This window comes from Streptomyces sp. A1277 (assembly GCF_004795015.1).
In the GTDB taxonomy this organism is placed as follows: Bacteria; Actinomycetota; Actinomycetes; order Streptomycetales; family Streptomycetaceae; genus Streptomyces.
Window position 1 is genome coordinate 1 of the sequence record NZ_SSBI01000067.1, and the last position, 15573, is coordinate 15573.

The 15573-nt window shown below is 69.4% G+C and carries 7 protein-coding genes and 1 pseudogene; 7 read left to right on the top strand and 1 reads right to left on the bottom strand.

All coding sequences use genetic code 11. From position 1 onward, the window contains the following. Positions 1 to 133: 133 nt before the first annotated feature. Positions 134 to 580, top strand: a pseudogene (locus E6R18_RS31555) (UTRA domain-containing protein); the annotation flags it as partial. Between the two features lie 26 nt (positions 581 to 606). Here the strand turns inward: E6R18_RS31555 and E6R18_RS31560 are convergent. Continuing rightward, positions 607 to 1170 (bottom strand): TetR/AcrR family transcriptional regulator, encoded by a 564-nt coding sequence (locus E6R18_RS31560; protein WP_136320301.1) that lies wholly within the window; start codon positions 1168 to 1170, stop codon positions 607 to 609. A 135-nt stretch (positions 1171 to 1305) separates the two neighbouring features. Between E6R18_RS31560 and E6R18_RS31565 the strand changes: the two genes are divergently transcribed. The 6 genes from E6R18_RS31565 to E6R18_RS31590 all read left to right on the top strand — a co-directional run bounded on the left by E6R18_RS31565 (position 1306) and on the right by E6R18_RS31590 (position 15426). After that, positions 1306 to 2172: a hypothetical protein gene (locus tag E6R18_RS31565; protein WP_136320302.1), complete on the top strand. Its 867-nt coding sequence runs from the start codon at positions 1306 to 1308 to the stop codon at positions 2170 to 2172. 135 nt (positions 2173 to 2307) lie between these two features. Continuing rightward, a complete protein-coding gene (locus E6R18_RS31570; protein ID WP_206308482.1) occupies positions 2308 to 3063 on the top strand; it encodes an HNH endonuclease family protein in 756 nt (251 codons plus the stop codon). Positions 3064 to 3249: 186 nt separating this feature from the next. After that, on the top strand, positions 3250 to 3561 hold the full coding sequence (locus E6R18_RS31575; protein WP_136320303.1) for a hypothetical protein: 312 nt from the start codon (positions 3250 to 3252) through the stop codon (positions 3559 to 3561). A gap of 56 nt (positions 3562 to 3617) precedes the next feature. Then, complete coding sequence (locus tag E6R18_RS31580; RefSeq protein WP_240799915.1) at positions 3618 to 4178, top strand: BMP family ABC transporter substrate-binding protein; 561 nt, start codon at positions 3618 to 3620, stop codon at positions 4176 to 4178. Positions 4179 to 4414: 236 nt separating this feature from the next. After that, positions 4415 to 14968: a LamG-like jellyroll fold domain-containing protein gene (locus tag E6R18_RS31585; protein WP_240799916.1), complete on the top strand. Its 10554-nt coding sequence runs from the start codon at positions 4415 to 4417 to the stop codon at positions 14966 to 14968. Beyond that, the gene (locus tag E6R18_RS31590; protein ID WP_234460750.1) at positions 14965 to 15426 is read left to right on the top strand and encodes a hypothetical protein; all 462 of its coding nucleotides are present in this window, start codon (positions 14965 to 14967) and stop codon (positions 15424 to 15426) included. The genes E6R18_RS31585 and E6R18_RS31590 overlap by 4 nt, the downstream gene beginning before the upstream one ends. Positions 15427 to 15573 lie beyond the last annotated feature (147 nt).

Sequence of the window (15573 nt, forward strand, 5' to 3'; positions counted from 1 at the left end):
AACCGAAGAACGTGGAAAAGCTGGGCAAACCAGCAGATACCACCTGCCCACACTCAGCCACCCACACAGAACCAACTCAACAACCGGGCAGGAGAACATCCTCAAACCGCCTCGGCGGATCAAGGCTAAGGACGGCTCCCGCGCCCACAGCACGCTGCTCGAAGTGGCCGAGACCCGGCCACCCGCAGATGTCGCGGAGGCGCTGCGGCTCCCGGCGGGCGGGCTCGCGCTCCTGCGGCGCCAACTGCTCGTGATCGACGACGAGCCAGCCGAACTCGTGGCCTCCTACTACCCGTTGGGCATCGTCAGTGGTACGGCGATGACGGTACGCCGCAGGATCCCGGGCGGTACTCCGACCCTGCTGGCGGAGCTGGGGTATCCGCCCCGGCTCAGCGTTGACCGGGTGTCCGCCCGAGTCCCCACTCAGGATCAGTACCAGGCGCTGCGCCTGCCCGGAGGGCTGCCGGTGCTGCGTACACTGCGCGTCGTCTACAGCGACGACGAGCTGCCCGTCGAGGCAACCGTCATGGTGAAGGCGGGACATCTGTACGAGGTGCAGTACGAGTTCACGGCCGAATAGGCCCACGTGCCCGGGGCCCCCCGCCCCTACCCCCCGTCCGGCGTGAACAGCAGCCCCGTCAGTGACCGGAACACCTCCTCCGGGTCGCGGCCGCCCACCGCCGCGTCCAGATTGCCGCTGAGGAGCAGGGTGGCGAAGCCATGGGCGAGGGACCAGGCGGCGATGCCCGTGAGGCGGGGAGCGTCGGTGGGGGCGAGGGTGGCGACGCCCGCGCGGAGTTCGGCCGTGGCGCGGTCCTTCGCTGCAAGGAGATCCGGGTCGTCGTCGCGGCAGAGGTCCGGCTGGAACATCACCTGGAAGTGCGCCGGGTGCGCCGCCGCGAACCGTACGTACGCCACGCCCCGCTCGCGGAGGTCCGGCGCCCCGGCCAGGGCGTCGGCGAAGAGGGTGTAGCCCTCGGCGGCGATGGCGGTGAGCAGGCCCGTGCGGTCCTTGAAGTGGTGGGCGGGGGCGGCGTGGGAGACGCCGGCCCGGCGGGCCAGGTCGCGCAGGCTCAGCGCGGCGGGGCCCTCGGTGCGGATGACGTCGAGGGCGGCGGTGAGGACGGCCCGCCGCAGGTCGCCGTGGTGGTAGGGGCGGTCACTGGTCATGAACAGCAGGGTACGCGCGATCTAGTCATTGACAAGTTTGCCGCAGGGGCGCACTCTGGAGCTCAATCTTGGCAGTGGCTAGATGGCTAGATGGCTAGATGGCTAGATGGCGAGTGCGTCGCGGAAGGCGGAGACATGTCCGAGGAGCTGGGCCGCGTACGGCAGATGTGGCACCTGCTGGAGCCCCTGCACGCTGTTCTCTACTACGCCCCGGAGGCATTCGAGGAGGCCGCGGCCCTCGGGTACGCCGTCGACGAGCGCTGGCCGAGCTACTTCGCCTGGCGGGCGGCGCCGCTCGGGGAGGCCGGGGCGGGGCAGGTCGGCGAGACCTTCTACAGCTTCAGCCCGCGCATGGTGGGCGCCCACGTTCCGGGCATCTGGTCCGTCGCCTCGTCGGACGCGGTGCTCGACGCCCGCGGACGTGCCGTCGACCGCGCGTACCGGACGCTGCTGGGCGAGGAGGCCGCCGCGCCGGGAACCGCCGAGGCCGCCGCACTGCTGCGGCGCGTGGCGGAGGCCGCCGACACGGCGGACCGGCCGCTCGCCGCGGCCAACGCCGCGCTGCCCTGGCCGGACGAACCCCACCTCGCCCTCTGGCACGCGGCGACCGTCCTGCGCGAACACCGGGGCGACGGCCACCTCGCGGCGCTCGTGCACGCCGGGCTGGACCCCGTCGAGTCGCTGGTCTCCTTCGCGGCGATCGGGGCCGCCCGCCCCGAGGTGTTCGCCAGCCGGGGATGGAGCGAGGACGAGTGGCAGGACGGGCTCCGGCGGCTGGAGAAGCGGGGGCTGGTGGCGGCGGCCGGTACGGCGACCGAGGCCGGCCGCGCCCTGCGGGCCGAGGTCGAGCGGCGTACCGACGAGGCGGCGGCCGGCCCGTGGCGGGTGCTCGGCGAGGCTGAACGGGAGCGGCTCGTCGCGCTGTTGGGGCCGCTGTGGGTGGCGGCCATCGGATCCGGGCTGCTGCCGTCCGAGACGACGCTCGGCATCGGAAAGGTGTGATCCGGACCGCATCGGCGGTGAACGGTGGCCTTGAACCGCCCCTGGCGGGGAAGACATCCGTAGGATCCCCTGGTTGGTTCGGCTTTCTCCCCGTCAGGACGGCTACGAGTGATATCCCTCCGCGTGTCTCGGTTGATGGTGCCCGCCCTGGCCGTGACGGCCGCGCTGGCCCTGAATGGTTGTGACCCCGACCAGGTCACCTCGGGCGCCGACCGCTCCGGCGGCGCCGCTGACGGCGGCGGCCAGTCCGTCACCGGTTTCGGTGCCAGCCCGCTGGACAACGCCGACGGTACGAAGCCGGGCCTCGCGCCCCTCACCTCGGACGCGGACCGGGCGGCGGCCCGCAAGGTCATCGAGAAGGTCGCCACCAAGGGGCGCGGCCCCAAGACGGGTTACGAGCGGGACAAGTTCGGCTATGCGTGGAAGGACTCCGTGGACGGCATCCCGCTGTCCCGCAACGGCTGCGACACCCGCAACGACCTGCTCGCCCGCGACGGCAAGGACGTCGCGTTCCGGTCCGGCTCGGACTGCGTGGTCGTCTCCATGACCCTCAAGGACCCGTACACCGGCAAGAGCATCGAGTGGCGCAAGCAGCAGGCCACCAAGGTGCAGATCGACCACGTCATGCCGCTGTCGTACGACTGGCAGATGGGCGCCGCCCGCTGGAACGAGGCCAAGCGGCAGCAGATCGCCAACGACCCGCTCAACCTCATCCCGGTGGACGGCCCGGCCAACAACGCCAAGCGCGACTCCGGCCCCGCGACCTGGCTCCCGCCGTACAAGCCGGTGCGGTGCGCGTACGCGCTGCGGTTCGCGCAGGTGTCACTGAAGTACGAACTCCCGGTCACCACCGCGGACAAGAAGGTCATGCTGGAGCTGTGCGGGGGTTGAGCCCGCTGTGCCGGAGCTGTGAAGGAATGGTGTACGCTGCGGCGTCCGAATCCATCGGGCGTCTGTGCGAACGGTCCGAGCCGCTGCGCGCCGGGCCGCCCGCGTCGCTCCCGTAAGGAACACAGCGTGAAGCCTGCTGTGCCCCACACTGTCGAGCCGGGTCCGCGTTCATTGCTCACGACGGTGATGACGGCGGCCCCTGGCGTCCTGCTGGCCGCGGTCCCCGTGGTCACGCTGGGCATGCTCTCCTTCGTGCCCTCGCTCGTCATCGCCGCCCGGCGCCGGCGGGCCGGTGACTGGGCGGCGCTGGCCGGCTTCGCGGCCGCCAATGTTGCCTGGGTGCTCTGGGCGGCGCTGACCCCGGAGGAGACGCGCGGGGCCGAGTTCGCCGCCGACCTGCTGCTGGTGCTGGTGACCACGCTGGGGGCCGCGGCGCACGCCTTGTTCGCCGGGGTCCCGTGGCGGATGCCCCGCCCCGGCGCGGAAGGCGCGGTGTGAGGACCCGGCGTGCCTGGCGGGGCAGGACGCCCGCACCCGGGCGCCGCCTGCCTCGCGTGCGGCTGCTCATCGAGCAGGCGTCGGCCCTGTTGCGCGGGCGTCGTGGCGGCTGGATGGGGGGCGGGGTGCTGCTGGTCGTCTGCGCCCTCGTTGCCGTGTGGGTGTTCGGCGGTGAGGACGAAGCGGCGGGCCCGCCGGATGCCAGGGCGCGCCAGTACCGGGATGTGGACGCGTGCCTGCTCACCGGCGAGGACGGCATCAAGGCGGGCACTCCCGCCGCCGTCTGGCAGGGCATGGAGGCGGCTTCCGGAGACACGCGGGCCCGGGTCACCCATGTCCCGGTCATGGGGGCGCAGACAGCGGCGAACGCGCTGCCGCATCTGAACGGCCTGATCCAGCGGGACTGCGAAATCGTGCTGGCCACCGGCCAGGCCCAGACGGAGACCGTGCGCAAGGCGGCGGGCAGCCATCCGCGGACGCGGTTCGTGGTGGTCGGATCCGAGGGGGAGAGCCGGGGCGCGCAACCCGGAAACCTCACGGTGGTCGCACCGGGCGACGGGGTGCCGGACGAGGTCGCGAAAGTCGTCCGACGGGCCGTCAACACCGTGCAGCAGTAAGCGACGTGGTGCGAAACGCGCGGTGAGATAAACATCGCACAAGATCACCCGGGAATGGGTAGATCTCGTGTCGGTTTATGGGGCAACCTCGCGAGGCCATATGTAGGTCTTGTGAAGAGAAAGCTGCCCCGATGCGTGCTCGATGGCGAAGACCATCATCGTTGTTCCCCCCAGGCCCCGTCGGGCGACGCAGGGCACGAGGTACGGCAATTGCCGTACTCGTCTCGCTCTCCTGCATGCTCACGACCGAGACCGCGTCCGCCACAGGTGAGACCCTGCCGGCGCTCTCGATGCCGAAGATGTCGTTGTCCGGGCTGTGGGAGTGGCTGGACGAGTCCCCCCTGCACACCCCCGAGCAGGAGAACGGCACCGCGCGCGGCAAGAGCCACACCGCCACCGCGGACCAGACCAGCAGCAGGACCGCGGTCGGCCACCGCGCCGGCAAGGGCAAGGGTGAACTCGACGCCTACACCCGCGCCGACGAACGCCCCGGCAAGACGGTCACCGACCCGGCCGCCGGCAATGCCAAGAGCTTCGACGCGAAGACCAGTAGACGGAACGCGAAGAAGTCCACGGCGACCTCGGACTACTTCGTCAACGCCGACGGATCGACCACCGTCCGCCACTACGCGGGCCGGTCCAACTTCAAGGGCGCCGACGGCGCCTGGAAGCCGATCGACACCGACCTGACGCGGAACAAGGACGGCCGCCTCCAGCAGGCCGCCAACTCCCTCGACGTCGAATTCGCCCCGGACGCCGGCGACCAGCAGCTCGCCTCCGTCGACTTCGGTACGGGCCGTAGCCTCGCCTACTCGCTCCGCGGAGCGAAGAAGGCCGTCGCCACCGTCGACGCCGACAACACGGCGACGTACGCCGACGTGCTGCCGGACACCGACCTGCTGCTGTCCCCGCTCACCGAGGGGTTCAAGGAGCGGCTGGTCCTGCGGTCGGCCGACGCCCCCAACTCGTGGCTGTTCCCCCTCGATGCCCAGGGGCTCACGCCGCGCATCGCGGACAACGGCGACGTGGAGTTCACCGACGGGGACGGGGAGGTGACGGCCACCATTCCCCACGCCTTCATGGAGGACTCACGGATCGACCCCCGCTCCGGCGACGCGGCGATATCCCGCGCGGTGGCCTACGAACTGACCACCGCCGACGGCAAGCCCGCCTTGCGGCTGACCGCCGACCGCGACTGGCTGGACGACCCCGCCCGGGCCTACCCCGTCACCGTGGACCCGACGATCACCGCCGGCAACACGACGTACGCGCAGAACACCATCGGTGGTGACCACTCCACCGAGAACCAGATCAAGGTCGGCAGCTACGACTCCGGCACCAACAAGGCGAACTCGTTCCTCCAGTTCTCCTCGCTGGGCACCACGCTCAAGGGCCAGCGGGTCACCGCCGCCACTTTGAACGTGTACGCGATCTGGTCCGCGACCTGCACCGCCGAGCCGTTCTCGGTGCACCCGGTCACCAAGTCCTGGACCCCGGCCGGTGTCACCTCCTACCCCGGCCCGGCGTACGGTGCCGCGATCGGCACTGCCACGGTCGCCCCCGGGGCCTCCTGCAGCAACAGCGCCAACTCCCTGAGCGTCGGCACGAAGATGCCGGTCAAGCTGTCCACCGGATGGTTCGACGGCATCGCCACCGGGAGCGCCAACTACGGCCTGGCCCTGACCGCGCCGACCGGCGACGGGCTGCACTGGAAGAAGTTCCACTCCGACAACAGCACCACGGCGGCCTTCCGGCCCGCACTGGACCTGACCTACACGGCCAACAAGGCGCCGCAGATCAACGCCCAGTACCCGCCGGTCAACCACCAGTCGAACACGCTCCAGCCCGAGCTGCTGGTCTACGCGAGCGACGCCGACAAGTGGCCGATGGCCGCCCTGACGTACGCCTTCGAGGTGTACGACGCGGACAGCGACAGCACCACGCCCGTCGCCACGTCCGGGGTGATCAGCAAGAGCAGCTGGAAGATACCCGCCGGCAAGCTCAAGTGGAGCAAGAACTACGACTGGTACGTCAGCGTCACCGACGGCTACGCCTCGGTGATGTACTCCGCGAGCCGCTTCGCCACCGCGGTGCCACAGCCGCCGGTCACCTCGGGCCTCTCCCAGAACACCGACGGCCACGAGTTCGACCCGAGCGACGCCAACTACACCACCGAGGACACCGACGCCGAGGTCGAGGTCGTCGGCCCGTCGCTGTCGGTGGAGCGCTCGTACAACAGCCGTGACCCGCGCACCGACGGTGCCTTCGGCGCCGGCTGGGCGACGGTCACCGACATGACGGCCGTGGAGGTGAAGGACGGCGCCGGCACACTCACGAGCGTCGTGATCACCTACCCGGGCGGCGAGCAGGTCGCCTTCGGCCGCAACGCCGACGGCACCTTCGTGCCGCCGATGGGACGGTACGCCAGGCTGGCGGCGGCCGCGTCGGGCGGCGGATACACGCTGACCGACAAGGACTTCACCGCCTACGGCTTCCAGCAGGCGGTGCCCGGCCGGACCGGCGCGTTCGCGATCTCCTCCATCAAGGACTACGCGAACCGGACGGAGACCTTCACCTACACGAGCGGCAAGCTCAGCAAGGTCACCAACACCACGTCCAACCGGTCGCTGACCTTCGCCTGGCAGACGCCCACCGGGGCCACCGCCCCGCACGTGTCGACCGTGACCACGGACCCCGCCAAGGCCGGGGACGCGAGCACCGCCCAGGTCTGGAACTACGGCTACACCGGTGACCAGCTCACCAAGGTCTGCCCGCCCGCCGACCCCACCAAGTGCACGGTCTACGGCTACGCCACGGGCAACCACTACCGCACCACCGTCATGGACGCGGACCCGTTCGCGTACTGGCGGCTCGGGGAGACCAGCGGCACGGTCGCGAGCGACACGGTCGACCTCAACCAGGGCAAGTTCAACGGCCTCTACCGCAACGTGACCCTCGGCGGGACCGGTCCGCTGACCGGCTCCACGCAGAAGGCCGCCACCTTCAACGGCACCACGTCGTACGTCGAGATCCCGAGCGCCCCCGGCGCCACGCCCTCGTACACGACGGTGTCGCTGTGGTTCAAGACCACGAAGGCGGGCGGTGTCCTCTTCTACTACGGGGACAAGCCGCTCAGTGACGCCGACCCGGTCGCGAACACGAAGAAGAACACCCCGGCGGTGTACGTCGGCACGGACGGCAAGCTGCGGGGCTGCCTCGCCATGTCTCCGGGGTGCATGACCACGATCGCCTCCACGGCCACCGTCACGGACGGCAAGTGGCACAACGTGGCTCTCACCGGAGCGGCGACCACCCAGACGCTCTACCTCGACGGTGCCAAGCAGGGCAGCCTGGCCGGCACCATCAACGACTGGGAGCAGCCCTACATCTCCTTCGGCGCCGGGGTGAACACCGACGGCTGGCCGGCCATGAACGCCTCCGACAAGCTGGGGCACTACTCCGGACAGATCGCCGAGGTCGCCGTCTACACCGAGGCGCTCGACCCGTCGGTCATCACCGCGCAGTACCGTGCGGCCACCCGGTCCGCGGGACTGCTCAACAAGATCACCACGCCGGGCGGCAAGACCCAGTCGGCCGTCACCTACGGCACCACCGACGACCTGGTCGTCCAGGCCACCGACGGCGACGGCGGAACCTGGAAGCTGAACCCCGCCACCGTCACCGGCTCGTCCCAGGTCTACCGCTCCTCGGTGATGGGGTCGGCACCGGCCGGCTACTGGCGCCTGGACGACACCCAGGGCGCGGCGCAGGCCGCCAACGAGCTGCACACCGGTTTCGGTACGTACAACAGCGTCACCCAGGGCGTGGCCGGTCCGTTCGGTGCCGGTGATGTCACGGCGGCGCAGTTCAACGGCACCAGTTCGTACGCGGAGATCCCGTACGGCACCTGGCACAAGGGCGACCGCTCCGTCGAGCTGTGGTTCAAGACCGCCAAACCCGGGGTGCTCGTCGCCGACCAGGCCAAGGCGGTGAACGACGCGGCCGGGGCGAGCGGTCCCATCAACCCCGTCCTCTACGTCGGCGCCGACGGCAAGCTGCGCGGCCACTGGTACAGCGCGGCGGGTTCGGCCGGCACCGACTTCGGCTCCAAGGCCAAGGTCGACAACAACGCCTGGCACCACGCGGTGCTCTCCGCGACCGGCACCAAGCAGACCCTGTACGTGGACGGCGTCAAGCAGGCCGACTTCACCGGCGCCCCCAACGACCAGACGAACACCCGCACCTTCGTCGGCGCGGGCTTCGCCAAGGGCTGGAACAACGCGCCCGCCGACGTCAGCTACTTCACCGGTTCCATCGCCGAGGTCGCCGTGCACGCGGGCGGGCTCACCGAGGAGCAGGTCGAGCAGCACTGGTCGGCGTACAAGGCGTCCTCGGGCGTCGCCCCGGTGCGGACGGTGAAGCTCACCGACCCCAAGGAGAAGACACTCACCTACGTGTACGACGCGGAGATGGGCAACCGTCTGCTCACCGCGATCGACACCAACGGCAAGCGCACCACGTACGGCTACGACACGGCGGGCTTCCTGCGCACCGTGACCGACGCCAACGGCAACCGCTCGATCACCGGACACGACATCCGCGGCAACACGGTCTCCCAGACCATGTGCCAGGACACGGCCGCGGGCAAGTGCGCCACCGACTACTACACGTACTACCCGGACTCGACCACGGCGTTCCCGCCGATGGACCCGCGCAACGACCTGGTGCTCACCGAGCGCGACGGCCGATCCTCGGGCCCGACGGACAACACCTACCTGACCAGCTACGCGTACGACACGGCGGGCAACCTCACCTCGGTGACGACGCCCCCGGTGCCGGGCCACCCCAAGGGGCGGACCGCCACCACCACGTACACCACCGCCACCACCCCGGCGGCGGAGGGCGGCACCGCGAAGGCGCCGGCCGGACTGGTCGCCGAGGTGGTCACCCCGGGCGGCCGGAAGACCGCGTACTCCTACTTCGCCAACGGTGACGTCGCCGAGATCACCGACGCCAACGGGGCGAAGGAGAGGAGCACCTACGACAACCTCGGGCGTCAGCTGACCAGGACCGAGGTGACGGACGCCCAGCCGGCCGGCCTCACCACGACCCTGACGTACGACAAGGACGACCAGGTCCTCACCGAGACCGACCCACCGGTCACCAACCGGGTCACCGGCGCCGTGCACACCGGGCGGACCACCACGGTCTACGACGCCGACGGCAACGTCCTCTCGCAGACGATCGCCGACCTGACCGGCGGTGACGCCTCCCGCGCCACCTCGATCACGTACGACGCGTACAACCGCATGGCGTCGAGGACCGACCCGGGCGGCGACACCACGTCGTTCGAGTACGACGTGTACGGCAACAAGGTCAAGGAGACCGACCCGGCCGGCAACGTCAACACCTACACCTTCGACGGCGAGGGCAGGCCCCTCACCACCAACCTGCTGAACTACACGGGCGATCCGGCGCACCCGTCGTCGCCCACGACCCTCGTGCAGGAGTCCCGCGCCTACGATCCGGCGGGCCGCCTCGCGTCGATCACCGACGCGATGGGCCACGTCACGGCGTACACGTACACCGACGACGGCCTCGCCGCCTCGGTGGTGCGCAAGGACCCGGCCAACGGCCTCTCCTTCACCGAGGAGGCCAACACCTACGACGCGGCCGGCAACCTGACCAAGCAGGTCACCAACGACGGCCAGACGGTCTCCACGTTCACCGTGGACGCCTCCGACCGCACCACGTCCTCGGTCCTGGACCCGGGCGGGCTCGCCCGGACCACGAAGGTGAGCTACGACCCGGACGACAACGTCGTATCGGAGACCGACCTCGACCCGGCCAACGGCCGTACCAGCACCGAGGACACGCTCTACGACAACCTCGGCAACGTCACCGGATCCACCGTCCACGACGGCACCACCGCACCGGTGGCCCGCTGGAAGATGGCCGAGACCAGCGGTCCCACGGCCGCGGACTCCTCCGGCGGCAACAGCACCGCCACCTTCGGCAGCGGGGTCACCCGCTCCACCGAGCGCGGCGGCGCCGCCGTCTTCGACGGCACGGCGAACGCCTACGGCCAGACGAAGGGCGCGGTGGTCAACACCGGCGGGTCCTTCACCGTCTCCGCCTGGGTCAAGCTGAACTCCACCGCGGCCAACGGCACCTTCCTCGCCCAGGACGGGAAGCAGGCCAGCGGATTCCAGCTGTACTACTCCACGGCGTACGGCTGGACGTTCAACCGCCACAGCGCGGACGTCGTGAAGCCCACCATCGTGCGGAGCAGCTCCGGGACCGCGGCCGCGACCGCCGGCACCTGGACGCACCTGGCCGGTGTGTACGACCAGGAGGCCGCGCAGATCCGGCTGTACGTCAACGGCGTACTGTCCGGGACCCCCGCCGCCTTCACCACCCCCTGGGACGCCACCGGCGCCGTCCAGATCGGGCGGAGGCTGTACGACGGCGCCTACGGCGAGAACACCAACGGCTCGCTCAGCGACATCCAGATCTACGGCGAGGCGCTGACCGCCACCCAGGTGGCCGCGGTCAAGGGCGGCACCCTGCCGGCCGCGGGCAGCTCCGTGCGCACCAGCACCTGGCGGCTGGACCAGCGCGGACTGCCGCTGGCCATGACCGACGAGAACGGAGTCACGACCGACTACGGCTACGACGAGGCAGGTCAGCAGACCAGCGTCACGGAGCCCGCCGTCAGCAGCGAGACCGGAGGCGGCGCCGCGGTGACCGTCCGGCCGGTGTCGATGACCGGCTACAACACCTTCGGTGAGGAGACCGAGTCCTCCGACCCGCGGGGCAACGTGGTCACGACCGCGTACGACGCCGAGGGCCAGGAGTCCTCGACGACGATGCCGAACTACACCCCGCCGGGGGCCTCGGCCCCGATCACGGCCGCGACCTGGAACGAGTACAACAAGCTCGGCCAGGTCACCGCCGAGGTCGACCCGCTGGGCAAGCGCACCGAGTACACCTACACCCAGCTCGGCGACCTGGCCTCGGTCAGGGAGCCCGGCGGCGCCACGACGCGGTACACGTACACCGCCAACGGCGACCAGCTGTCGGCCACCCGGCCCGGCGGCGCCCGCCAGGAGACCACCTGGGACTACCTCGGCCGTCCGGTCACGGACACCGACATCGTGCGCCAGCCCACCGAGCGGGCGTACACCTCCATCAACGAGTACAAGGCACCCGGAGGTGAACTCTCCCGCACGGTCAGCCCGACCGGCGTGAGCGAGTCCTACAAGTACAACGTCCTCGGCGAGACGACGGAGGTGACCGACGCCGCGGGCGCCACCAGCCGCTTCACGTACGACATGGACGGCCGGCCGCTCACGTCGGTGGACGCCGACGGCACCAGCACCGCCAACACCTACGACGGCTACGGCCAGCTCACCGCCACGAAGGACCTGGACGCGACGGGCAAGGTGCTGCGCACCAGCAGCTCCACCTACGACCGTGCGGGCAACCCGACGTCGGTGACCGACTACCGGGGCCACACCGTCACGCTCACGAGCGATGCGACGGGCCTGATCACCAAGGCGGTCCAGCCGGTCTCGGCGACCGAGTCGATCACCACGACCTTCGGCTACGACGCGGCGGGCAACCGCACGCGCTTCACCGACGGGCGCGGCAACGCCTTCCTCACCACCTACAACACGTGGGGCATGGCGGAGAAGGAGATCGAACCGTCCACCCCGGCGCATCCGGACCTCGCGGACCGTACGTTCACGATGATCTACGACGCCGCGGGCCGGCCCAAGGAGCAGCGCTCCCCGGGCGGGGTCGTCGTCAGCAACGAGTACGACGACCGGAGCCGGCTGGTCCGCCAGCACGGCACGGGCGCGGAGGCGGAGACCACCGACCACACCTACACCTATGACGAGGACGACCAGGTCACCTCGGTGGCGGGTGCGGACGAGGAGAAGAACACCTTCTCCTACGACGACCGCGGTCTGCTCCTCTCGGCGAACGGCCCCTCCGGCTCCTCGTCCTTCACCTACGACGGCAACGGCGCGATGACCTCGCGCAAGGACGCGTCGGGCACGTCGACCTTCGGGTACGACACGGCGGGCCGGCTGAAGACGGCGGTGGACGGGGCGAGCGGGACGTCGATGACGTACGGCTACGACACCGAGTCCAACGTCACGTCGATCGAGTACGGCCAGGGCAAGGGGCGGCGTGACTTCTCCTACGACTCCCTGGGCCAGCTCACCACCGACAAGCTGACGTCACCGACGGGCAAGTCCCTGGCGTCGTTCACGTACGGTTACGACCTCAACGGCAACGAGACGTCGAAGACGACGACGGGTGTCGCAGGGGCCGCCACGAACACGTACACGTACGACTGGGCGAACCGCCTGTCGTCCTGGAACAACGGGAGCACGACCGAGCAGTACGGCTACGACGCGTCCGGCAACCGGACCCGCGTGGGCGGTGACACCTACACGTACGACGCCCGCAACCGTCTCACCTCGGACGGGCAGAGCACGTACAAGTACACCGCGCGCGGCACGATGAGTTCGGTCACGGACGAGGGCGGTGTGCAGACCTCGGTGAAGGCGGACGCCTTCAACCGCGTCATCAGCGAGGGCGAGCGGACCTACACCTACGACGGTCTGGACCGCACGCTGAAGGCCAATGACGGCCAGGGCGGCACCGTGTACGACTTCGCGTACAGCGGGGCAGGCAACGACGTGGCGTCGGACGGCGGTACGTCGTACAGCCGCAACGTCGACGGTTCGCTGATGGGCATCAAGTCGGCGATCGGCTCGGTGCTCGCGCTGACCGACATCCACGACGACGTGGTGGGCCAGTTCACCGCGGACGGCGAGGCGCTGTCCGGCTCGACGACGTACTCCCCGTTCGGGAAGGTCGAGCAGTCGACCGGCATGGTCGGGCACCTCGGCTACCAGTCGGGGTGGACGGACCCGGAGACCGCCAAGGTCAACATGGCGGCGCGCTGGTACTCACCGGAGACCGGCCAGTTCAACAGCCGCGACACCGTGGGCATGAACCCGCTGCCGACGTCGGTGTCCGCGAACCGTTACGCGTACGCGGACCAGAACCCGATGACGGCGACGGACCCGACGGGTCACTGGCCGAGCTTCGTCGACAAGGCCATCAAGAAGGTCAAGAAGAAGGTCAAGAAGGTCGTCAAGTCGGCCTACAAGAAGACCAAGACGGCCGTCAAGAAGGCCGCGAAGAAGGTCAAGGCCGCCGCCAAGAAGATCAAGAAGGCGGTCAAGAAGGTCGTCAAGAAGGCCAAGCGTGTGGTGCGGAAAGCCGTGCACTACGTGGCCGACAGCGTCAAAAAGGTCAAGAGATACGTCAAGCGCACGTACAAGCGCGTAAAGAAATACGTCCACAAGGTCGTCAAGCAGGTCAAGAAGACCGTCCGCAAGGTCGCCAAGGCCGTCAAGAGTGTGGCCCACAAGGTGGTGAAGGCCGCCAAGAAGGTCGGTAAGGCCGTCAAGAAGGCGGCGAAGGCCACAGCCAACTTCGTGAAGCAGCACGCCTCCACGATCGCTTCCGTCGCGGTCGGTGTGGCGGTGTTCGCCGGGTGCACAGCGGCGACGTGGGGCGTCGGAGCGGTCGGTTGCGGCATGCTCGCGGGCGCTGCCGCGAACGCGGTCGGCTACGCCTTGAGTGACGGCCCCAAGACCCTGGCCGGTTTCGCGACTGCGGTCGGCGTGGGAGCCGTCACGGGCGCCGTCGGCGGCGCGGTCGGCGTCAGGCTCGCCGCCCCGGTGGGCCGTCTCCTCGCCGGTGTCGGCGGCAAGGCCCTCAACGGCGCAGTCCTGGGCGCCGCCGGCGGAGCCGCCGAAGGCGCCGTCGGCTACGGCGTCTCCTGCGCCGTCAGCGAAGAGGGCTGCAGCGTCTCCGGCGCCGCGAAAGCCACCGCCATCGGTGCGGGGACCGGCGGCGTCTTCGGCGCCGCGGCCGGCAAGCTCAGCGGCGGTGGCTGCCACAGCTTCACCGGTGTAACACCCGTGGTCCTGGCGAATGGCGTGGCCAAGCCGATCTCGCAGGTCAAGGCCGGGGACTACGTGCTGACGGCCGAACCGGGCAAGAAGAAGAAGGAGGCTCACAAAGTCACCAAGGTGCATGTGACCACGCACGACCGTGATTACGTGGCGCTGACGGTGGCGACCAAGGACGGGCAGAAGACGCTCAACACCACCGCTCTCCATCAGATTTACGACTCCACGTCGAAGTCCTGGACGAGGGCAAGGGACCTGAAGTGGGGCGACAAGCTCCAGACAGGGAACGGCGAGCCCGCCGTCGTCCGGGGTAACCGGCAGTACAGCGACAACACGGTCACCTTCGACCTCACCGTGGACGGCCTGCACACGTACTATGTGCTGGCGGGGGCCACGCCGGTCCTGGTTCACAACTGTGGCGGATCGCAACCCGGACACTCCGATCTTTGCAGGTGCGACCCGGCAAAGCCCCGCAGCGAGGTTGTCCTGGACGCGGACTCGTTCGAACAGGCCAGAAACCAGGCCCTGGACACCGTGGGGCCCATCGACACCGGTTCGTGGCAGCGTCGGCAGGGGACGATGGAGTCTGCGGTCGACACCTTCGGTAGGGATACCGGGTTCACCGCGACCAGCGGTGGGGAATACAGGTCGTTCCGCCTGGATACCGACGACCGAATCGGCCCGCACATCAATGTGATGACGGGTAAGGGTGCGTCGGTTCGAAAATGGGCGATAAGGTTCCCTGGCGGGCGCGGGGGTATTTCGACGTGGTTGAGGCGGAACGTATGACCGACGGTAGTTCTTATGGGAGTCATCCGGAATACCTTCCGGACTTCATGAATGACCCCCGCGACGATGACGGCCGGCAGGTGATGAAGCTGGATCTCGCCGAGAACCGCGCGCTGGCGGCAGCGACGCTGAGCAGATTTCCGGCTGCTACCGGCGACGTGATCGACTTCGAGTCAACTCCGTTCGAAGACCGCCTCTGGTGGGACGATGAGGAGCACTGGACGAGGATGGCGGCGGAACTGCTCTCCTCGTACGTACAGCGGGGTGAGCGGATCGCCGTCATCTGGGGCAACTATCTGATGCCGGCCGTGACCATGCCTGCGGATGTTGCGGTGCGACATGCGCGGGACATCCTGGACGCCGGGCCGCACTTCTGGATCCACCCGCTTGGCGGTTCGGTGCTCATCGAATGCCTAATGGATGGACAAGTGACGGTCGTGACGATTCCGTCAAGCTAAGTACAGAACCAGTGAGAACGCCCCGCCGGGGAATCGGCGGGGCGTTCTCACTGGTCTCCAATCGTTGTTCGCAGCCAGGCGGCCAAGCGGCAAGATTCGGAATTGCCTGAGTAGGTAACGCGGAGCCGAATACGGTCCGCGAATTGC

What these genes read in the sequence shown, in the direction of transcription:
- E6R18_RS31590 (WP_234460750.1), top strand. Translation starts at nt 14,965, where the DNA reads ATGACCGACGGTAGTTCTTATGGGAGTCATCCGGAATACCTTCCGGAC.
- E6R18_RS31585 (WP_240799916.1), top strand. Translation starts at nt 4,415, where the DNA reads ATGCTCACGACCGAGACCGCGTCCGCCACAGGTGAGACCCTGCCGGCG.
- E6R18_RS31560 (WP_136320301.1), bottom strand. Translation starts at nt 1,170, where the DNA reads ATGACCAGTGACCGCCCCTACCACCACGGCGACCTGCGGCGGGCCGTC.
- E6R18_RS31565 (WP_136320302.1), top strand. Translation starts at nt 1,306, where the DNA reads ATGTCCGAGGAGCTGGGCCGCGTACGGCAGATGTGGCACCTGCTGGAG.
- E6R18_RS31570 (WP_206308482.1), top strand. Translation starts at nt 2,308, where the DNA reads ATGGTGCCCGCCCTGGCCGTGACGGCCGCGCTGGCCCTGAATGGTTGT.
- E6R18_RS31575 (WP_136320303.1), top strand. Translation starts at nt 3,250, where the DNA reads ATGACGGCGGCCCCTGGCGTCCTGCTGGCCGCGGTCCCCGTGGTCACG.